Origin of the sequence: Tsukamurella sp. M9C (genome assembly GCF_020169415.1) — a bacterium.
GTDB lineage: Bacteria > Actinomycetota > Actinomycetes > Mycobacteriales > Mycobacteriaceae > Tsukamurella.
The window spans coordinates 25091-45343 of sequence record NZ_JAIULG010000028.1 but is presented as its reverse complement, the minus strand read 5'-3'; the positions used below and the strand labels follow the sequence as shown (position 1 = coordinate 45343).

Below are 20253 nucleotides of genomic sequence, written 5' to 3'. Positions count from 1 at the left end.
CCCGAGATGGGATCCGCGCGTGCTCACCGACGTGGTACCGCGCGCGCCCCGGGATGCGATCATGGGCGCGTGACCTACGACGAGCCGGAGCAGGTATTCGACGAGGCGGCCCTGGGCCGCGCGGCCCGCGAGGCCATCGAGTTCGTGGAACCGCAGGGCTGGGGCCAGCCGCCCCAGTTGTTCGGGCTCGTCCCGACCTCGCTGCTCGCGACCAGTCAGCCCGAGTGGGCCGACATCCTCGACGACGGTGCCTCGCTCACCGTGATCGAGCAGGAGCCGCTGCCCGGCGACCCGCGGGGCGGCAGCACCGAGCTCAACCACGTGCTCGCCACCACCACCTGGCCCGACGAGGTCGTCGGGTGCGCGCTGGTGCAGGAGATCATCGTGCTGCCGCCGACCGCGGAGGCGGATCTCGACGGCGCGCTCGAGCCCCATCTGGCCGATGTGGACGCCGCCGACCGCGCCGGCCGCGCCGCCGCCGAGAGCCACCCGGGCCGACGCACGGCGCGGATGGTCGCGGCGGTGCTGCGCGACGGCCACCGGATCACCCTGCTCACGCTGCAGCCCGACGACGACGATCCCTTCGCGGACTCCGACCTGCTGCGCGCCGACCAGCTCGCGCCCGGCCTGATCCAGGGACTGCTCGCCACCTTCGACGAGGACTGACCCCGCTCCGCCGCCGTCGGGCGCTCAGCAGGACGGTGCGGGGCGCCCCTCGCGGACGTCCGCGAGGGCCTGGATCGCGCCGTCGAGCGTCTCGACCTTCACCAGCTGCAGGTCCGCGGGCGGCGAGGACTTCGCGGCGTCGCAGTTGGCGGCGGGCACGAGGAAGACCGAGGCACCGTCGCGCTTGGCGCCCTGGAGCTTGTGCTCGATACCGCCGATGGGCCCGACCTTGCCGTCCGAGGCGATCTCGCCGGTCCCGGCGACGTTCTTCCCGCCCGTGAGGTCGCCCGGCTCGACCAGGTCGACGATGCCGAGCGAGAGCATCAGCCCCGCCGACGGCCCGCCGACCTGCTGCACGCCGAAGCCGATGCGGATCTTCGGGTCCGCGGGGACCTGCCCCACGACGATCCCGAGACGCGGCTTGCCCTCGGACTCGGCGAGCGTGACGGGGACCTGCGCGGCACCGTCGGCGCGCCGGACGGTGACGGTGACGACGTCGCCCTTCTTCTTGCCCTCGAGGCCCTTGGCGACCTGGTCGGGGGCGGCGACGGGCGCACCGTCGACCGCCTCGACGACGTCGCCCTCGCGCAGCTTGCCCTGCGACGGTCCGCCCTCGCTGAGGCCGACGACGCCGACGGCCGTCGGGATCTTCAGGTACCGCAGGGCCGCGACGGTGGCCGAGGATTCGGAGCCGGTGAACTGCTCGCGGTTGCCCGCCTCGATCTGTTCGCGGGTGGCGCCGGGCGGGTAGTAGGCGTCGCGGGGCGCGATCTGCGCGCCGGTCACCCACTTGGCGAGCGCGCCGTAGAGGTTGAGGCCGTCGGTCACGGCGATCGTGGTGAAGCGGAGCTGACCGGCGGGCTGATGCACGGGCAGGCCGTCGATGGTGATGACCCTGCGGTCGACGACCTTGCCGTCGGCGTCGCGCTCGGCGTACGTGGTGAGCGTGTCGGCGGTGTCCCCCGGGCCGACGGCGACGTAGGGCACCGTCACGAACATCCCCAGCAACACGAGCACCAGGAGCGGTACCAGGGCGGCGAGAGCTGTCGTGATCCTGCGTTCCGTCACGGGCCACAGCGTAGCCGCCGCCGTTCGCGCGGGATGTTCGCGCAGAGCGTGACGGACGGAGCGGCCCGGGGTGGACCGGGGCAGTACCGTGGAGTCATGAATGACCTGCCCTTCGGATTCTCCTCCGGCGACGACGGCGGTGACGACGGCAAAGGCCGACGGGACCAGCCGTTCGGCGCCGGTCAGCCCTTCGACATGTCGCAGCTGGGCGACATGCTGAGCCAGCTCGGCCAGATGATCTCCGGCATGGGCACCGGCATGACCGGCCCGGGTGCCGGCACCGGCGAGCCCGTCAACTACACCCTCGCGGCGCAGCTCGCGCGCCAGACCCTCGGCAAGCACGAGCCCGTCTCCGAGGGCCAGCGCAAGGCGGTCGAGGAGTCGATGCACCTCGCGCAGCTCTGGCTCGACGGTGCCACCGTGCTCCCGGCGGGCCCGCAGAAGACGGCGGCGTGGACCCCCGTCGACTGGCAGGAGAAGACCCTGCCCACGTGGAAGCGGCTGGTGAACCCCGTCGCGGAGAAGATCTCCGGCTCGTGGATGCAGAGCATGCCCGAGGAGGCGCGCGAGATGGCGGCGCCGATGATGGGGATGTTCAGCCAGATCGGCTCGATGTCCTTCGGCACGCAGCTCGGCCAGGCGCTCGGCTCGCTGTCGAAGGAAGTGCTCACCAGCACCGACATCGGGCTGCCGCTCGGCCCCGAGGACACCGCGGCGCTGCTGCCCGAGGCGATCGAGGCGTTCAGCAAGGACCTCGACGTCAAGGACCAGGAGATCCTCGTCTTCCTCGCGGCGCGCGAGGCCGCGCATCAGCGGTTGTTCTCGCACGTGCCGTGGCTGCGCGCCCGGGTGCTCGACACCGTCGAGCAGTACGCCCGCGGCATCACGATCGACATGTCGGGCATCGAGGAGCTCTCCCGCAACCTGGACCCGACCGCGCTGCAGGACCCGTCGAAGCTCGAGGAGCTGATGGCCGCGCAGAGCGCCGCGCTGCAGCCCAAGGCCACGCCGGAGCAGACCGCCGCGCTCGAGCGCCTCGAGACGCTGCTGGCCCTCATCGAGGGCTGGGTCGAGGACGTCGTGCACGCGGCGATCGCCGACCGGCTGCCCAGCGCCGCCGCGCTGCGCGAGACGATGCGCCGCCGGCGCGCGTCGGGCGGCCCGGCCGAGCAGACGTTCGCCACGCTCGTCGGCCTGGAGCTGCGCCCCCGCAAGGTGCGCGAGGCGGCCGACCTGTGGGAGCGGATCCTGAACGCCACCTCGATGGAGGAGCGCGACGGCATCTGGGCCCACCCCGACCTGATCCCCGACGCCGCCGACCTGGACGCGCCCGCGGCCTTCATCGACCGACTGCTGGGCGACTCGTCCAGCGCGGAGGCCTCGGACCTCGACGATCCGATCGCCGCGATCGAGCGGCTGGGACGCGAGTCCGGCGGCGAATCCGACGGGAACTGACCGAATCCACTCACCTTCATCTCAGCTTTACTGGGCTATGAAGGAGGGATGGAATGGGTCGAACACTTCGAAGAACGGGCACGACGACGCGGACCGGACCCGGCGTGGTCCCTCGGCGCGGAGTTGCCGCCGGCGGTGATCGCGAGCCTGCAGCGCTTCCAGGTCGGTGAGAGCGGCGACGGCGCGACGCTGGCCGCGCACGCCGACGCCGCGGGCGACCCGGCGTACGCCGCGGCGGTCCGGCTGTTCGTCGCCGAGGAGAACGAGCACGCACGACTCCTCGCGGAGCTGATCCGCGCGGGCGGCGGCGAACTGCTCGACGGGCACTGGTCGGACGCGGTTTTCGTGCGCGCCCGTCGCGCCCTCGGCCTGCGCTGCGAGCTGCTCGTGCTGACCGTCGCGGAACTCATCGCGGTCAGCTACTACGGGGCGCTCGCGCAGTCGCCCGATCCGCTCCTCGCCGAGGTCAGCCGCCGCATCCTCGACGACGAGCAGTACCACATCCGGTTCCAGCGCGACCGCCTCAGCGAGGGCTTCGCGGCCACCCCGCCCGCTCGGCGGCGAGCGATCGGGGCCCTCTGGCAGGGCTTCGCCTGCGCGGTGTCGATCGTGGTCGCCGCAGACCACGGTCGCGCGTTGGCGGCGGTCGGCGGCTCGCGGCGGGCACTGCTGCGGGAGAGCGCCGCGCTGTTCGGCCGGTTCCGGCGCGAGGTCTTCGTCGCCGCGCCACCGGTGACCGCGCGAGAGATCTCCGCCGCGCCCCATCGCCCCTGATCAACACCGGTATCCGCCTGTGGATAACCGCTGATTCCGGACGGTTCACGGAGCGCCGGCGTGCTCGACTGGAGCCATGCGGCACCGTCTGAACCCGTATCTCACCGTGGTGGTCCGGCCGCCCACGCTGGTCCAGTTGGGCGCCTCGGCGACCGGCGCGCCCGTGCTGCAACCGCCGCCGTGGCTGGCTCCGGACGCGACGGCGGGGCTGCTGCGCTGGCTGCAGTCCTTCCGCACCGCCCGCGAGCTGGAGCGCCGCGCCGCCGACCTGGGCATGACCCCGTCCGACGTCACCGAGCTGCTGGACGCGCTCCGCGGCCACGGGCTGCTGGAGGCGGAGCCGCCGCACGCGCCCCTGCAGGTCCACCTGCACGGGCGGGGCCCGGTCTCCGACACGGTGCTCGGCGAGCTCGCCGCCCTCGACGAGGTCCGGGTGACCGCCGGGACCGCGCGGAGCTGGACGCCTGCCGGCCGCGGCGTCGACCTCGTCGTGCTCGCGGACGCCCTCTCCCCCGATCCCGTGCTGGTGGCGCGGCTGATGCGGGAACGGGTGCCGCACCTGCCCGTGGTGCTGCGCGACGGTGCCGGGATCGTCGGGCCGCTGGTGCTGCCCGGCGCGGGCCCGTGCCTGCGGTGCCTGGACCGCGCCCGGGCCGACGCCGATCCCGGGTGGCCCACGCTCGCCTGCCAGCTGTTCGGCCGCGCGGGGCGGGCCTCGGCGCAGATCCTGCGGATCACGGGTGCGGTGGCCGCGCACCAGGTGGCGGCCGTCGCCGCCGGGCGGTGGGACTCGGCGGACCCGCCGGACGCCCTCGGCTGTACGTTGGAGGTCGAGGGCAGCGCGATCGCCGTCCGACGATGGTTCATGCACCCCGGGTGCGGATGCGGGGTCCCCGCTCCCGCGGCCGAGGCGGCAGGCTGACTCCAGGGGGCCAGATGTCCGAGATCACCCGTGGCAGTGCGAAGCGCACGGCCAAGCTGGCGGGGCTGCCGTTGGGCATGGCCAGCCGCACCGCGGTGGGCTGGGGCAAGCGTCTCGCCGGCGCCGACAAGGACGAGGTGAACGCGGAGCTGCAGGCCAAGGCCGCGGAGCAGCTCTTCGAGGTCCTGGGGCAGCTCAAGGGCGGCGCGATGAAGCTCGGCCAGGCCATGAGCGTGATGGAGGCGGCCGTGCCGCCGGAGTACGCGGCCCCCTACCGCGACGCCCTCGCGAAGCTGCAGAACGAGGCGCCGCCCATGCCGGCGGCCACCGTGCACAAGGTGCTCGACCAGCAGCTGGGCACGGGCTGGCGGGACCGGTTCAGCTCCTTCGACGACGAGGCCGCTGCGTCCGCGTCCATCGGTCAGGTGCACCGCGGGGTGTGGTCCGACGGTCGGGAGGTGGCGGTCAAGGTCCAGTACCCGGGCGCCGACGAGGCCCTGCGCGCCGATCTCAAGGCCCTCGGCCGGCTCAGCTCCGTGCTCAAGCCGCTCACGCCGGGCGCCGACGTGAAATCGCTGGTGCAGGAGCTCACCGACCGCACCGAGGCCGAGCTCGACTACCGGTACGAGGCCACCAACCAGCGCAAGTTCGCCAAGGCCTTCGACGGTGACCCGAACGTCCAGGTGCCCAAGGTCTTCGCCAGCGCGCCCACCGTGATCATCAGCGAGTGGGTCACCGGGCGGCCGCTGCGCGACGTCATCGCGAACGGCACCCAGGAGGAGCGGAACGACGCCGCCTCGAAGCTCACCGAGTTCGAGGTGAGCGCGCCCGCCCGCACGGGCCTGCTGCACGGCGACCCGCACCCCGGGAACTTCATGATCGCGCCCGACGGGCGGCTCGTCGCCCTCGACTTCGGCGCCGTCGCCGAATACCCGGGCGGCATCCCGCCGGCGGTCGGCAAGATCCTGCGACTCGCCCGCGACGAGGACTACGACGCCCTGTTCCCGCTGCTGCGCAGCCAGGGCTTCATCCCGCCACGGCTGGAGATCACGCCCGAGGACATCCGCGGCTACCTCGCGCCGTACGTCGACCCGCTGCGGTCCGAGAGCTTCCACTTCACCCGCAAGTGGCTGATGAAGGCCGCGTACACCGCGACCGACGTGCGCGGCGAGCAGTTCCAGACGGGCCGCAAGCTGGCCCTGCCGCCCGAGTACGTGATGCTCTTCCGCGTCCTGCTCGGCATGGTCGGCATCTGCTCGCAGATGGAGGCCGAGGCGCCGTACCGCGCGATCGTCGAGCACTGGGTGCCGCTGCTCGACGGCGACGAATGATCATCCCTCGCGCAGGCGCCCGAGCACACGCAGCGCCGCCGCGAGGTCCGCGCCGTCGGGCGTAGTGTCGGGCGCATGACCGCGTCGATCTCCCGCCTCGTCGTCTCCGTCTCCGCGCTGGACCCGGCGCTGGCCTTCTACGCGGGCCTTCTCGGCCTGCGCCGCACCGCCGCCGCCGACGAGCTGGCGTGGCTCGCCACCGCCGACGGCGTCGAGATCATGCTGCACGAGCGCCCGGCGACGCCCAGCGACACCGCCGTCGCCCTCGGATTCGCCGTTGCGGACCTGGACGGCGTCGTCGGCGCGTGGACGGCGCGCGGCGGCGCCGTCGTGGACCCACCCGAGGAGCGACCGTGGGGCGAGCGGATGGCCGTCGTGCGCGATCCCGACGGGCACCTCGTGTGCCTGTCCCAGGCCGCGGCGTAGTCGCTCAGTCCCCGTCCGCCGGCTTCGACGCGGCGACGGCCTCCGTGCGGCTCTCGTACAGGTGCGGCGCGAGGCCGCGATCGGCGAGGTGGTCGGCGAGCTTGAGCCGCAGGAACGCCGATGTGGTGTATCGGGTCACCGACTCGTAGTACTTGCTCATCCGGCGGACGCGGGTGGCGAACTCGTCGACGAGGTCCGGGCCGAGCACGAAGTTGTCGTAGTTGATCACCACGTTGACGGGCCGCCCGATCTCCGCGAGCCGCCGCTCGATCTCCACCCCGGCGCGCTCCACCTCCTCCTCGGTGCGCACCGCGACGCCCTCGAAGTTCATGAAGAACAGGTTCCGCTTCTCGTCGTAGGTGAACCGCGCCTCGAGCGGCACGGACAGCAGGTCGTCGCGCAGCCCCATCGGGTCGTCCCGGAAGATCCGTGGATCCATGATCGCGGGCGGGCCGTCCATGACGGGCTCGAAGCCCAGCAGGTCCAGCACGTCGCGCTGCAGGTCGACGCCGGGCGCGATCTCGATGAGCTCCATGCCGCGCTCGGAGAGCCGGAAGACGCACCGCTCGGTGATGTACATGACCGGTTGCCCCGCCTTGAGCGCGTACTCGCCGGAGAAGGTGCGCTGGTCGACGGACGCGACGAACTTCGGCGCGGCCGGGCCGTCCGAGGTCACGATGGCACCGTCGGAGACCTCCGTGCGCGCCGGCGCGAGGAAGGTGCCCAGGAAGTAGACCGCCTTGGCGTTCTGGCTGATGTTGATGAACCCGCCGGCGCCCGCGAGGCGCGGGCCGAACCGGCTGACGTTGACGTTGCCGTCGACATCGGCCTGGGCCATGCCGAGGAAGGCCGCGTCGAGCCCGCCACCGTCGTAGAAGTCGAACTGGGAGGGCTGCGCGAGAATCGCGTCGGCGTTGATCGCGGAACCGAAATCCGTTCCGCCCGCTGGCATGCCGCCGATGACGCCGGGCTCGGCGGTGAGCGTGAGGTACTCGAGGACGCCCTCCTCGGCGGCGACGGCCGCGACCCCCTCGGGGACGCCGATGCCGAGGTTGACCACCGAGTTCGGGCGCAGTTCCAGCGCGGCGCGCCGGGCGATGACCTTGCGTGGGTCGAGCGGCATCGGGCGGATCCAGCTCATGGGCTGGCGGATCTCGCCGCTCATCGCCGGGTTGTACTGCGAACCCCACGACTGGGTGTGGTGCGCGGGGCTGGTCGCGACGACGACGCAGTCGACGAGGGCGCCCGGGATCTTCACGTCCCGCGGATTCAGCGATCCGCGCTCGGCGATCCGCTCGACCTGCACGATCACGAGGCCGCCCTTGTTGTGCACGGCGATCGCCGTCTCGAGCGCCTCGAGCGTGAGCGCCTCCTTCTCCATGGTGATGTTGCCGCTCGGGTCCGCGGTGGTACCGCGGAGGAAGGCGACATCGAGCCGGTCGAAGGCCTTGTAGAAGAGGTACTCGCGGCCGTCGATCTCCATCAGCCGGACGCGGTCCTCGGTGGTCGCGTCGTTGACCTTGCCGCCGCCGAGCCGCGGGTCGGCGAAGGTCCCCAGGCCGACGTGGGTGATCAGCCCCGGCTTGCCGGCGCCGGTGTCGCGCAGCAACTGCGCGATCACACCCTGCGGCAGGTTGTACGCCTCGATCTCACCGGAGAGCGCGAGCTTCTGCAGCGCGGGGGCCATGCCGTAGTGGCCACCCATCGCGCGCTTGATCATCCCGTCGTGGCACAGGTGGACGGTGCCGCGCTCGCCCCGATCGCCCTGCGCCACCGTGAACACCAGCGACAGGTCCTTCGGCGAACCCGTCGCGAGGAAGCGTTCCTCGAGCGCCAGCACGAGCTCCTCCGCGAAGCCCTGCCCGGCGAAGCCCTCGAGCACGAGGTGGTCGCCGTCGCGGACGAGGCGCACCGCCTCCTTCGCCGTGACCACCTTGTCGCGGATCGGTGATGTGGCCGTGGGCATCAGGACCGGATCGATGGACATCGCGTGCCGCCTCTCACTCGCCCCGCGGGGCTGCGATCGCAGTATGCGATCGCACTGTGATGTGTATCACGCGGCGCGGCGGCGTTCGCGCGATTCCGCGACAGCGATCAGACGAAGGCGCTCTTCCCCGTGACCTCCCGCCCCACGAGCAGCGACTGGATCTCGGCGGTGCCCTCGTAGGTGACCAGCGCCTCCATGTCGCAGAGGTGCCGCATCACGTGGAAGTCGAGGGTGATCCCGTTGCCGCCCAGCACATCGCGGGCCATCCGACAGACGTGCCGCGCCTTGACGCTGCAGTAGTACTTGGCGAGCGCGGCCATGGTGTCGGTGACCGCTCCCTCGTCGAGCAGGCGCCCGAGGCGGATGCAGTAGAGCTGCATCGAGGTCACGTCGGCGAGCATCTCGACGAGCTTGCCCTGCACGCTCTGCGTGGCGGCGATCGGCTTGCCGAACTGGGTGCGCCGCTGGGCGTAGGTCAGCGCGATCTCGTACGCGGCGACGGCGTGCCCCGTCGACGACCAGGCGACCGCGTTGCGCGTGCCCATGAGGACCTTGGAGACGTCGGGGAAGCCGTTGCAGTTGACGAGGCGGCGGTCGTCGGGGACGCGCACGTCGTCGAGCACGATGTCGGCGTTCTGCACCATCCGCAGCGAGACCTTGCCTCCGATCTTGGTGGCGCTGTAGCCGGGGTCGTCCTTCTCCACGACGAAGGCCTTGACCTTGCCGTCGCCGGTGTCGCGGGCGAAGACGACGATGACGTCGCACCACGTCGCGTTGCCGGGCCAGCGCTTGAGGCCGTTGAGGATCCAGTCGCTCCCGTCGCGGGTCGCGGTGGCCTCCAGCGCCACGGAATCGGAGCCGTGGTCGGGCTCGGTGAGCGCGAAGGCGCCGATCTTGTCGAGGTTCGCCATCGCCGGCAGCCATCGCTGCCGCTGTTCCTCGGATCCGAGGATGTAGATCGACTGCATGGCGAGGCCGACGTGCACGCCGAGGAACGTGGCGATACTGCCGTCGATCCGGCCCAGCTCGTACGACACGAGCCCCTGCCCGACCGCGGTCATCGGCGTGATGCCGTATCCGGTCATGGTGTCGCCGACGACCTTCAGCTCGCGCAGCTTCGGCAGAATCTCGAACGGGAACTCACCGCGCTCCCAGTAGTCGTTGACGATCGGCAGGAGCTCCTTGTCGCCGAACTTGCGGACCTTGACCAGCAGGTCCTTCTCCTCATCGGAAAGCAGCGCCTCCATGTCGAGGTAGTCGGTGTCGCGGGAGCGGGCGATGCCCTCCGCCAGGGCCTCGGTGGTCTGGTCCGTCATCGGGCGTCCTCACTGTCAGTCGAATCGGCGTGGATCCACTGTGCGCCGCATCACTGTGCGGTCGCAATGGTTTCGCGGACAACGCCGGAGCGACTTTCCGCACGTCCGTCACAGCGGCGGACGTCGGGCCCTCGGGGATCATCGGGGGCGGCGACGCCACCCCGCCCCGGAAACGAGTGAGCCCCGATCCTCTCGGATCGGGGCTCACTGCGATCAGGCCGCATTCTTCCGCGGCCGGCCGCGCGGGCGCTTGCGCGCGATCACGACGCCCTGCTCGAAGATCTGGCCTCCCCACACGCCCCAGGGCTCGCCGCGCTCGAGGGCGGCGGCCAGGCAGGCGCGCTGGAGGGGGCAGGTCTCGCAGAGGGTCTTGGCCCGCTCGAGGTCCGACGGGGCCTCGGCGAACCACAGGTCGGGATCCCCGGCCCGGCAGGGCACGCGGCTCTCGATACTGGTCGTCCGGGTGATACTGATCGAATCGATGGTGCGGACGACTGGTCGTTCGTCCATGATGGTCGGCACTTCTGGTCACCATTCCACCTGTGGTTCAGGTGGCCTCGGTAGCGGCGCCCGGTCAGGCGCACGGGATGTTTCTTCCGGGTGGGTGCGCGAACCGTGTGTGGCGGTCCTCGATCCCCGACGGGGCGGGGGTGACGAGAGACCGTGAATCCACGGGTTCCGCGCTGCTGCGGGGCCCGTGGTGAATGTGAAGAGGTGGGTCTAAGGACCTAACCTCGTCGCGAGAGACACACGGGGCGCGTGAGCGGTTCGTGATCGACGGCGTACGTCGCCTGCTCCTGGCGCAGTCGCCACAGACGTGGCGACATGCCGGGCAGGGCGTGGGAGGCCTCGATACGAACCGCTACTGCTGCGAACACTCCACCCTCTGCTGCGGTGAACTGCTTGCTTGCGTTGATGATTGCGTTGTTCATTTCGTTTGCCTCCTTTCGCGCGCTGGTCAATCACGTTCCGGCGGCGAGGCAGTACCTCGCGCGTCATCCCGTGCGGTCGTGTTCCACAGTATGCGCACGAAACTATTCGCACAAGTTATTTTTGACCTGCGCGTTTCCGGATTCCACGCGACTAGTGTGCGGACTATCGAAATGAATTAGGGTAGCCTTTGCTCAAGCTCCTGGATCACGACGAGAGGACCCCCGATGACGGACCGCCCCACGGACGCCGCCGAGCCGACCGAGGAACGCGCCCGCGCCGTCCTCGCCAGCGAGGGCCACGCCACGCGCGAGATCCAGGCGCTGACGCTGACGGTCCTCGCCGTCTCCGAGGCCACCGGCCCGTTCGTCCGGGTCCGGGGCGCGCTGCGCGGCACCGTCGTCCACTCGGACTGGGTGCTGCCCAATCTCGCGGTGCGGCTGAGCGTGCCCGCGCTCGACGGCGGCGAGCCCGCGTCGCGCATCTACACGGTCCGCACCTTCGACCCCGCCACCGAGACGATCGAGCTCGACGTGCTGCGGCACGGCCACGACTCCCCCATGATGCGCTGGATCGAGGCGGTCCGGCCGGGCGAGCAGGTGCCGCTCGTCGGGCCGCGGCCGCACTTCGTCCCCGATCACGAATCCGGGCGTCCCGCCCTACTCCTCGCCGACGACTCCGCCGTCGCGGCGCTCCACTCCGTCTTCCGGCACTGGCCCGACGGTGCCCGCGGCGTCGCGTACGTGCGCACCGCGGACCAGGAGGTCATCGACGAGCTCGACGCGCCCGCGGGCGTCGAGGTGATCCGCGTCGACGGCCCGCTGCTCGACGCGGCGCGGGAGGCACCGTCGGGCACGACGCTGTGGGCGGCCGGCGAGCGCACCGAGATGCGGGCCGTTCGCGACCACTTCCGGCGCGAGCGCGGGCTGCCGCGCGGCGAGGTGCGCCCGTACGGCTACTGGCAGGCCGCGACCGATTCGACGGCGGTCGACAAGCGGCGACTGGCGCACTTCAGCGTGCTCATGGAGCGCGGCGAGTCCTTCGCCGAGGTCGACGACCTCGACATCTGAGCGCTACGCGTGCTCGGAGACGAGCGCGAGCACCTCGTCGCCGTACTTGTCGATCTTCGTCGACCCGATGCCGTTGATCCGCACCAGCTGGGCGCGGGTGCGCGGCTGGTGCTCGGCGATCGCGAACAGGGTGGCGTTGGAGAAGATCGTGTACGGCGGCACCTGCTGGTCGCGGGCCTGGCCGGTGCGCCAGATCTTCAGCGCCTCCACGAGGGCGTCGTTGAGGTCGGACGGGCAGTCCTCGCAGCGCGAGCGCAACTTCTCCTCGCGGGTGTCGAGGATGCCGCCGCACACACGGCAGACGTCCGAGGTGCGGCGCTTGCTCTTGCTCGGCCCGGACTCGACCCGCGGCCGGCCCGCGTCGGCCTGCCCGGCGACCACGTCGAGGAAGCGGGTGCGCTTGCGGGTCTTGCGCCCGCCCTCGTTGCGGGCGAGCGCCCACGAGAGGTGCAGGTGCTCCCGGGCGCGGGTGACGCCGACGTAGAGCAGGCGGCGCTCCTCCTCGATCGGCTCGGGATCGCCCTTGGCGATGGCCTGCGAGATCGGCACCGAGCCCTCGGTGAGGCCGACGAGGAAGACCGCGTCCCACTCCAGGCCCTTCGCCGCGTGCAGCGATGAGAGCGTGACCCCCTGCATCGTGGGCGGATGCTTGGCCTCGGCGCGGGCGCGGAGCTCGCCGATCAGCTCGGCCAGCGTGAGGCCCGGCCGCTCCTTGGCGAGATCGGCCGTCAGCTCGACCAGCGCGCCGAGCGCCTGCCAGCGCTCGAGGGCGCGGGCACCGTCGGGCGCCTCCGGGGTGAGGCCCAGCGGCTCGAGCGCGCCCTTCACGACGGCGAGCAGTTCCTCGCCCGCGACGCCGCCGAACTGGCCCGCGCGCTCCATGAGCGCCCGCACGGCCTGGCCGATCTCGGGCCGCTCGAAGAAGGCGCTTCCGCCGCGTACCTGGTACGGGATGCCGGCCTCGGTGAGCGCGGCTTCGTGGACGGCCGAGTGGGCGTTGATGCGGTAGAGGATGGCGATCTCGCTGGCGGGGACGCCGCGGGCGAGCAGCTCGCGGATCCGCTTCGCGACGAGCTTCGCCTCGGCGGGCTCGTCGTCGACCTCGGCGTAGATCGGCGCCGGCCCCTCGGGGCGCTGGCCGATGAGTTCGAGGCGGGTGCCCGCGACGCGGCCCTGCGCCGCCCCGATCACCTTGTTGGCGAGCGCCACGACCTGCGGGGTCGAGCGGTAGTCGCGCTGCAGCCGGACGATCGTGGCGTCCTCGAAGCGGCGGGTGAAGTCGAGCAGGTAGTTCGGGGTGGCGCCGGTGAAGGAGTAGATGGTCTGGTTCGCGTCGCCCACCACGGTGAGGTCGTCGCGCTCGCCGAGCCAGGCGTTGAGCAGCTGCTGCTGCAGCGGCGTGACGTCCTGGTACTCGTCGACGACGAAGCTGCGGTAGCGGTCGCGGAACTCCTCCGCGATCATGTGGTTGTCCTCGAGGATCGCGGCCGTGACCAGGATCAGGTCGTCGAAGTCGAGTAGGCGGTTGCCGTCCTGATCGGTCTTGCGTCGCTCGTAGGCCGCGTAGACGTCCGCGACGGTGCCGGGCGCCATGGGCGCGGTGCGGCCCGCATCCTCGACGGCCTTCGCGTACGTCTCGGGGGTGACGAGGGAGGCCTTCGCCCAGTCGATCTCGCTGAGCAGGTCGCGGATGGTGTCGGTCTCGGGCCGGAGGTCGCAGTCGCGGGCGGCGCGGCCGATCACCGGGAACTTGTTGTCGAGCAGCTCCCAGCGGGTGTCGCCGATCGCGCGGGGCCAGAAGTACCGCAGCTGCCGCATCGCAGCCGCGTGGAAGGTGACGGCCTGCACGCCCGGGTTCCCGTCGCCACCGCCGATACCGAGCCCGCGCAGCCGCGCCCGCATCTCCCCCGCCGCCCGCGATGTGAACGTGACGGCGAGGACCTGACCTGCGGCGACGTGCCCCGTGGACACCTGGTGCGCGATGCGGTGGGTGATGGTGCGGGTCTTGCCCGTGCCCGCGCCCGCCAGCACGCACACCGGTCCGCGCGGCGCGAGAACCGCCTCCTGCTGTTCCGGGTCCAGTGCTTCGATCACACCGTCGAGTATTCCAGCCCGGTCCGACAGGTCGGGGCCGGGGAAGAAGTGCGGGCGCGGCGTGGTTGAGTCAAGGCATGAGCCAGCTGACGATGTACACCACCACGTGGTGCGGTTACTGCAACCGCCTCAAGACAGGCCTCAAGGCCAACGGGATCGAGTGGACCGAGATCAACATCGAAGAGGATCCCGCGGCCGCCCAGTTCGTCGAGGGCGTCAACGGCGGCAACCAGACGGTGCCCACCGTCAAGTACGAGGACGGTTCCACCGCGACCAACCCGTCCCTCGCCGACGTCAAGCGCAAGCTCGGCGTCTGACCCTCTGCCCCGGCGAAAGTCCGGTCCTTCGTCTCGGCGATCCCTGAGACGAAGGACCGGACTTTCTCGTTCCGCGCTCACGCCGTCACGAGCACGGCCCGCCGCTCCCCGACACGCGTGACGTACGCCCGCGTGAACACCGCCGGCAGGGCGAAGCCCAGCGCCTGGACCGCGATCCGCACCGGCTCGGGCTCGCTCAGCGCGACGCACGCCGCGCCCAGCAGGGCGGTCGCGGCGAAGGATCCCGCCCACGCCGCGGTGATGACCGCGTTGACATGCAGGAACATCGGGTGCTCCGCGGTCTCCTCGTCGACGGACCGCCGGGCGATCGCCAGCGTGAACGGACGGCCCGTCGCGAGCCCGATCCCCGCGATCACGGCGAGCCACGCCGACGAGAGCGCACCGTCGTAGGCCTCGAGCGGCGAGTGCGGCGCGACGAACGCGAGCACCGCGAGCGCGACGAAGTAGACGGCGCCGCCGAGCTCGAGCGCGCCCGCCGCCCGCCCGGCGCGCCGGTCCTGCACCAGCAGCGCGACGGCGACCGCCAGCGCGGCCACGGCGCCCCACTGCCAGCCGACGGTCGACGAAGCGATCGCCAGGACGATCCAGGGAAGGAATCCGCGTACGTAGCTCATGAGAGGAACGCTACGAGCGCGGAGGCCCGAGGGCCTCGGCCCGCGGGTGGAGATCCGGGTGGAGACCTACTGCGCCGCCCCAGGCCTCCGTGATCGCGCGCGCGATCGAGATGGAGTTGGGCAGGAGCAGCGGGGCGTCGGGGGCGTCGGTGCTCCAGTCGCCGGCGGCGAGCGCGTCGCGCACCTCCCAGCGGCTGAACCACCGCGCCTCGGCGATCTCGCCGTCGCGGAAGTCGAGCACCGCGTCGCGCAAGGCGCGGGCGGTGAAGCCGAGCATCAGCGAGCGCGGAAAGGGCCAGGGCTGGCTCGCGACGTAGGTGATCTCGTCGACCTCGATCCCCGCCTCCTCGTGAAGCTCCCGCGCGACGCACTGCTCCAGCGATTCGCCCGGCTCGACGAACCCGGCGAACAGCGAGAACAGCCGCTCCGGCCACTGGTGCTGGCGGCCGAGCAGGACGTGATCGCCGCCGTCGTGCACCAGGGTGATCATCGCGCCGTCGGTGCGGGGGAACTCCTCGCGGCCGTCCGCGGTGCTGCGCACCCAGCCGGCCTTCCCGGGGAGCGTCGGCGCACCATCGACGGGCGAGAAACCGGCGGTGGCGTGCCAATTGAGGATGCCGAGGGCCTGCGCGAGCAGCGCCGAGTCCACCGCGGAGAGCAGGTGCCCGCGCATGCGCAGGTCGGCGCCGTCGAAGACGTCCACGCGCAGCGCGAAGACGACCGCCCCGTCGACCCGGCCGAGCAGCACCGCGTCGGCCGGGCGCGACGGCGCGACCTCGTGCCCGCGGGCGAAGACGAGGTCGGTGTCGTCGAGGTCGAAGCGGCCGCGCGGGTCGATGCGCAGCACCTTCGCGGTCGCCCACGCCGCGTCGAGCGCGGTCTCGTCGGCGCGCAGTTCGTCGGCGCGGTCGACGTGATAGCGGGAGAGGAGCGGGGGCACGGTCAGACTGAGCTTCGCCACGCTCATCATCGTAGGCTGACGGCATGATCGAACCGTTCGTGGACGCCGCGTGGATGCGGGCCAACCCCGGCGTGATCCTGGCCGACACCCGCTGCTACCTCGACGGGCGCTCCACCCGCGAGGCCTACGACGCCGGCCATCTGCCGGGCGCGGTGTTCGTCGACCTCGACGGCTACCTCGCCGCTCCCCCGTCGTCCGCCGAGGGCCGGCACCCGTTGCCCACCCCGGAGGCCTTCGCCGCCGGGCTCTCCGCCGCGGGCATCGGCGACGGCGCGACGGTGGTCGCCTACGACGACGCGGGCGGCGTCATGGCCGCGCGCCTCGTGTGGCTGCTGCGGGCGCTCGGCGAATCCGCCGCGCTGCTCGACGGTCCGCTCGGCCCCCTCGACGACACCGGCACCGTCGAGCCCGCGCCAGCGCGCTTCACGCCGCGACCGTGGCCCGCGGACCGGCTGGCGTCGATCGACGAGGCGGCCGGCGGCGCGGTCCCCGTGATCGACGCGCGCCCCGCGGACCGGTTCCGCGGCGAGAACGAGACCGTCGACCCGCGGGCGGGCCACATCCCCGGCGCGGTCAGCGTGCCGTGCCGGGAGAACGTGTCCGACGGTGCACTGCTCCCCCGCGCGACCCTCCGCGCGCGGTTCGAGGAGGCCGGCCTGCGGCCGGGCGCGGACTTCATCGCCTATTGCGGCTCCGGCGTCACGGCGTGCCACGACCTGCTCACCTCGGAGCACGCGGGCTTCCCGGGCGGCCGCCTCTACCCCGGCTCGTGGTCGCAGTACGCGGCCACCGACCGGCCCGCCGCGACGGGCGATTGACGCGCTACACCGCCTTGAGCGTGCCGCCGTCGGCGACGACGTCGGCGCCGGTGAGGTTCGCCGCGCGCGGCGAGGCGAGGTAGATGATCAGGGCCGCGGTCTCCTCCGGCTCGCTGAGCCTGCCGAGCGCGATGGACATCGCGTCGGGCACGCCGGCGAGGAAGTCGTCGAGGGGGACGCCCGCCTGCGCGGCGAGGTGCGCCGCGTAGCCATGCGGATCGCCCCAGTTGGCGGTGCGCGTCGGCCCGGGCGAGACCGTCAGGGAGCGGAGCCCGACGGGGCCGAACTCCTCCGCGAGCGCCTTGCTCAGATTCGTGAGAGCCGCCTTCGCCGCACCGTAGTCGACCGGTTGGTACGGGGCGCGGGCGCCGATCGACGAGACATTGACGATCACGCCCCGGCGGTCCAGCAGGGACGGCAGCAGGGCGCGGGTGACGCGCACGGTGGCGAACAGGTTGAGCTCGAACGTGCCGAGCCAGGTCGCATCGTCGATCCCGAGGAAACCCTCCGCGTGCATGCTGGCCGGGAGCGCGGCGCCGACGTTGTTGATCAGGATGTCGACCGGGCCCACGGCCTCCGCCAGGTCGGCCGCGGCGGACGGGTCGGTGAGGTCTCGCGCCAGGAAGGTCACGCCCGGCACCGGCTCGGGGACGGTGCGGGCGACGCCGTGGACGATCGCCCCCTCCTGCGCGAGGAGCCGCGCGGTCTCGAGCCCGATCCCCTTGCTGGCGCCGGTGACCACCGCGGTCTTGCCCGTGAGCTGCAGGTCCATGTTTCGTCCTTCGTGTCGTCGGTTCGGGTCGGGCGGATTCAGGGCGCGTCGGGGGCGAGCCCGCGCAGCGCGGCGTCCGCGAGCGCCGCGAGGCGCTCCTCGGACGGATCGATCCGGGCGAGCACCCGGATCCCGTTGAGGGCCGCGACGAGGAGGCCCGCCGTCGCGGCGGCGTCGACGCCGGCCGCGATCTCCCCCGTGCGCCTGCCGGCTTCGATCGCGTCGGCGAACGCCGCGGTCTGCTCGTCCACGACGCGCTGCAGGAGCGCGCGCACGGCGTCGTCGTCGCGCGCGCGGTCGATCGCGGCGTTCGTGACGAGGCATCCGCGGTGTTCCGCATCGCGCAGCGAGAGCGCGACGACGTGGTCGATGACGGCGCGCAACCGGGGCAGGACCGGGCCCTGCGCCGCGAGGATGTCGATCACCTGCCGCGACTCCTCGCGGACGTAGTGGTCGAGGGCACGCAGGTACAGCTGCTGTTTGCTGCCGAAGGAGTTGTAGAGGCTGCTGCGACCGATCCCCATCGCGGCCTCGAGGGTCGCGGGCGTCGCGCCCGCGTATCCCTGGCGCCAGAACACCTGCATCGCAGCGTCGGTCGCAGCATCCGGGTCGAACGTCATCGGGCGGGGCATGTGCACACCGTAGCAGTTCTGTACCTGCAGGTCTAAAACTACAGGATCCGTCGCCTCCGGGATTCGACTGGTTGACTGAGCCGCATGGTCCAGGACTTCCGGTTCGGCGTGGCGCTCGGCGCCGCGACGTCGCGCGCGAGTTGGGTGGAGCGGTGCCGCCGCGCGGAGGAGCTCGGCTTCGACGTGATCGGCGTCCCCGACCACCTCGGCATGCTCGCGCCCTTCCCCGCCATGATGCTCGCCGCCGAGGCGACGGAGCGGGTTCGCCTCAACACCTTCGTGCTCAACGCGCCCTTCTACAGCCCCGCGCTCCTCGCGCGCGACGCCGCCACCGTCGACCTGCTCACCGACGGACGGGTGGAGCTCGGGCTCGGCGCGGGCTACGCCGCCGCCGAGTTCGAGCGGGCCGGCATCCCCTTCCCGACGGCGCGCGAGCGCGTCGACCGGTTGGACGCCACGGCGGCCGCGCTGCGCGCCGCCTTCGCGGACGAGAAGCAGACGCCGCGCCCGGCCCGGCCGGGTGGGCCGCCACTGTTCATCGCCGGGTGGGGCGACCGGCTCCTGGGCGTCGCGGCGCGGCACGCCGACGTCGTCGGGCTGTCGGGCGCGCGCACGGACGACGCGGGCCGCCTGCGGCTGACCACGGAGACCGAGGCGACGGACCGGATCGCGCACCTGAACCGCCTGTTGGGCGAGCGCGCCGGCACCGTCGAGATCAACACGGTGATCCAGGCCCTCCTGCCGACCGGCACCGGCCGACCGGCCGGACTCACCCCGCGCGTGACGTGGGACGAGGACGCACCCGCGGACTACATCAGCGTTCTCGTCGGTTCCCCTGGCGCGATGGCGGACCGCCTGAGGGAGCTCCGCGAGCGGCTCGGCATCGGCTATGTCACGGTGATCGACCACAACCTCGAGGCGATGGCGCCGGTCATCGCACTGCTGCGGAGCTAGCCGGAGGCCTTCACGTCGGCGTTGCGGACGAACAGCAGCCGGTCGCCGGCCTCGACGACCGAGACGGCGGGCGAGTCGACGCGGTACAGGTTGCCCTTGCGGACCACGCCCAACACGATGTTCGGCAGGTGCCGCGGCGAGCGGCCCACCTCGACGCGGGTCACCTCACGCTCGGCGATGTTGAAGCCGTCGCCGGGCGAGAGCAGGTCCTCGATCATCTCCACGACCGACGGGGTGGTGGTCGCCATGCCGAGCAGGCGGCCCGCCGTCTCCGAGGAGACGACCACCGAATCGGCGCCCGACTGGCGCAGCAGGTGGGTGTTCTCGGACTCGCGGATCGACGCGACGATCTTCGCGCGCGGCGCGAGCTCGCGGGCGGTCAGCGTGACCATCACCGCGGCGTCGTCGCGATTCGCGCCGATGATGATCGACGCGGCGCGCGGCGCGCCGGCGAGCCGGAGCACGTCGGCCTTCGTGGCGTCGCCGCGGACGGTGACCAGTCCATCGATCTCCGCGACCTCGAGCGCGGCCTGATCGGTGTCGACGACGACGATCTTGCCGGGCTCGATGCCGTCGTTGATCATCGCGCTCACCGCCGTGCGGCCCTTCGTGCCGTAGCCCACGACGATCGTGTGGTTGTGCACCGCTGACCTCCAACGTTGGATCTTGAACGCCTGGCGGGACCGCTCCGTGAGCACCTGGAGCGTGGTTCCGACCAAGACGATGAGGAAGAGAATGCGCAGCGGGGTGATCAGCAGGACGTTGATCAGGCGCGCGGATTGGGTGACCGGGGTGATGTCGCCGTAGCCCGTGGTCGAGAGGGAGACGGTGGCGTAGTAGAGGCAGTCGAGGAAACTGAGCTGCGTCTCGTCGCTGTACTTGCCCTCGATCGCGGCGTCCCGGTAACCGTCGCGTTCGAGGTAGACCACGATCACGGCGAGGAACAGGGCGCCGAGCGCGACGAGGATCCTGGCGCCGATGGCGCGCCACGGGTTGGTGGAGTCGCCCGCGGGGATGCGGAGGACACTGACCAGCGCATGGTCGGGGAGATCCGTCAGCTCGGACTTACTCCGTCTGCGGAACGTGGTGCGTGCGGACATACCTACCTGGACGATTCCTCGCGAG

General features: G+C 72.0%; 20 protein-coding genes. 10 read left to right on the top strand and 10 right to left on the bottom strand.

The window, feature by feature from the left end; genetic code table 11:
- Positions 1-69: 69 nt before the first annotated feature.
- On the top strand, positions 70-666 hold the full coding sequence (locus LB823_RS14525; RefSeq protein WP_224647943.1) for a PPA1309 family protein: 597 nt from the start codon (positions 70-72) through the stop codon (positions 664-666).
- Positions 667-690: 24 nt separating this feature from the next.
- Here the strand turns inward: LB823_RS14525 and LB823_RS14520 are convergent, their stop codons facing one another.
- The gene (locus LB823_RS14520; RefSeq protein WP_224647942.1) at positions 691-1734 is read right to left on the bottom strand and encodes a S16 family serine protease; all 1044 of its coding nucleotides are present in this window, start codon (positions 1732-1734) and stop codon (positions 691-693) included.
- A gap of 96 nt (positions 1735-1830) precedes the next feature.
- Here LB823_RS14520 and LB823_RS14515 point away from each other — a divergent pair, with 96 nt between their 5' ends.
- The 5 genes from LB823_RS14515 to LB823_RS14495 all read left to right on the top strand — a co-directional run bounded on the left by LB823_RS14515 (position 1831) and on the right by LB823_RS14495 (position 6642).
- Positions 1831-3189: a zinc-dependent metalloprotease gene (locus LB823_RS14515; protein WP_224647941.1), complete on the top strand. Its 1359-nt coding sequence runs from the start codon at positions 1831-1833 to the stop codon at positions 3187-3189.
- Between the two features lie 48 nt (positions 3190-3237).
- On the top strand, positions 3238-3963 hold the full coding sequence (locus tag LB823_RS14510) for a ferritin-like domain-containing protein (protein ID WP_224647940.1): 726 nt from the start codon (positions 3238-3240) through the stop codon (positions 3961-3963).
- 76 nt (positions 3964-4039) lie between these two features.
- Positions 4040-4885: a hypothetical protein gene (locus LB823_RS14505; RefSeq protein ID WP_224647939.1), complete on the top strand. Its 846-nt coding sequence runs from the start codon at positions 4040-4042 to the stop codon at positions 4883-4885.
- 14 nt (positions 4886-4899) lie between these two features.
- Positions 4900-6216 carry an AarF/ABC1/UbiB kinase family protein gene (locus tag LB823_RS14500; RefSeq protein WP_224647938.1) on the top strand — a complete coding sequence of 439 codons (1317 nt, stop codon included), beginning with the start codon at positions 4900-4902 and terminating at the stop codon, positions 6214-6216.
- A gap of 75 nt (positions 6217-6291) precedes the next feature.
- Positions 6292-6642 (top strand): VOC family protein, encoded by a 351-nt coding sequence (locus LB823_RS14495; protein WP_224647937.1) that lies wholly within the window; start codon positions 6292-6294, stop codon positions 6640-6642.
- 4 nt (positions 6643-6646) lie between these two features.
- Here the strand turns inward: LB823_RS14495 and LB823_RS14490 are convergent, their stop codons facing one another.
- The 3 genes from LB823_RS14490 to LB823_RS14480 form a co-directional block, all read right to left on the bottom strand.
- Positions 6647-8629 (bottom strand): acyl CoA:acetate/3-ketoacid CoA transferase, encoded by a 1983-nt coding sequence (locus tag LB823_RS14490; RefSeq protein ID WP_224647936.1) that lies wholly within the window; start codon positions 8627-8629, stop codon positions 6647-6649.
- Positions 8630-8736: 107 nt separating this feature from the next.
- Complete coding sequence (locus LB823_RS14485) at positions 8737-9945, bottom strand: acyl-CoA dehydrogenase family protein (protein WP_224647935.1); 1209 nt, start codon at positions 9943-9945, stop codon at positions 8737-8739.
- 213 nt (positions 9946-10158) lie between these two features.
- Positions 10159-10455, bottom strand: a complete 297-nt coding sequence (locus tag LB823_RS14480) for a WhiB family transcriptional regulator (protein ID WP_224647934.1) — start codon at positions 10453-10455, stop codon at positions 10159-10161.
- A 647-nt stretch (positions 10456-11102) separates the two neighbouring features.
- Here LB823_RS14480 and LB823_RS14475 point away from each other — a divergent pair.
- On the top strand, positions 11103-11945 hold the full coding sequence (locus tag LB823_RS14475; protein ID WP_224647933.1) for a siderophore-interacting protein: 843 nt from the start codon (positions 11103-11105) through the stop codon (positions 11943-11945).
- 3 nt (positions 11946-11948) lie between these two features.
- On the opposite strand, the gene LB823_RS14470 is transcribed toward LB823_RS14475, so the two are convergent.
- Positions 11949-14039: an ATP-dependent DNA helicase UvrD2 gene (locus LB823_RS14470; protein WP_224647932.1), complete on the bottom strand. Its 2091-nt coding sequence runs from the start codon at positions 14037-14039 to the stop codon at positions 11949-11951.
- A gap of 77 nt (positions 14040-14116) precedes the next feature.
- On the opposite strand from LB823_RS14470, the gene LB823_RS14465 reads away from it, so the two are divergent.
- Positions 14117-14356, top strand: coding sequence for a mycoredoxin (locus tag LB823_RS14465; protein ID WP_068522052.1), 240 nt, complete (start codon positions 14117-14119; stop codon positions 14354-14356).
- A gap of 77 nt (positions 14357-14433) precedes the next feature.
- Here LB823_RS14465 and LB823_RS14460 read toward each other — a convergent pair whose 3' ends face one another.
- Together LB823_RS14460 and nudC are read right to left on the bottom strand one after the other, a co-directional pair.
- The gene (locus LB823_RS14460; RefSeq protein WP_224647931.1) at positions 14434-14991 is read right to left on the bottom strand and encodes a hypothetical protein; all 558 of its coding nucleotides are present in this window, start codon (positions 14989-14991) and stop codon (positions 14434-14436) included.
- Between the two features lie 10 nt (positions 14992-15001).
- Positions 15002-15961 (bottom strand): NAD(+) diphosphatase, encoded by a 960-nt coding sequence (gene nudC / locus LB823_RS14455; RefSeq protein WP_224647930.1) that lies wholly within the window; start codon positions 15959-15961, stop codon positions 15002-15004.
- A gap of 14 nt (positions 15962-15975) precedes the next feature.
- Here nudC and LB823_RS14450 point away from each other — a divergent pair, with 14 nt between their 5' ends.
- Positions 15976-16770: a sulfurtransferase gene (locus LB823_RS14450; protein ID WP_224647929.1), complete on the top strand. Its 795-nt coding sequence runs from the start codon at positions 15976-15978 to the stop codon at positions 16768-16770.
- A 4-nt stretch (positions 16771-16774) separates the two neighbouring features.
- Here the strand turns inward: LB823_RS14450 and LB823_RS14445 are convergent, their stop codons facing one another.
- The gene (locus tag LB823_RS14445; RefSeq protein WP_224647928.1) at positions 16775-17542 is read right to left on the bottom strand and encodes an SDR family oxidoreductase; all 768 of its coding nucleotides are present in this window, start codon (positions 17540-17542) and stop codon (positions 16775-16777) included.
- Between the two features lie 38 nt (positions 17543-17580).
- On the bottom strand, positions 17581-18174 hold the full coding sequence (locus LB823_RS14440; protein ID WP_224647927.1) for a TetR/AcrR family transcriptional regulator: 594 nt from the start codon (positions 18172-18174) through the stop codon (positions 17581-17583).
- A gap of 84 nt (positions 18175-18258) precedes the next feature.
- Between LB823_RS14440 and LB823_RS14435 the strand changes: the two genes are divergently transcribed.
- Positions 18259-19128, top strand: a complete 870-nt coding sequence (locus LB823_RS14435) for a TIGR03621 family F420-dependent LLM class oxidoreductase (RefSeq protein WP_224647926.1) — start codon at positions 18259-18261, stop codon at positions 19126-19128.
- Here the strand turns inward: LB823_RS14435 and LB823_RS14430 are convergent.
- Entirely contained in the window at positions 19125-20228 is a 1104-nt protein-coding gene (locus tag LB823_RS14430; protein WP_224647925.1) for a TrkA family potassium uptake protein, read from the bottom strand. The genes LB823_RS14435 and LB823_RS14430 overlap by 4 nt on opposite strands.
- Positions 20229-20253 lie beyond the last annotated feature (25 nt).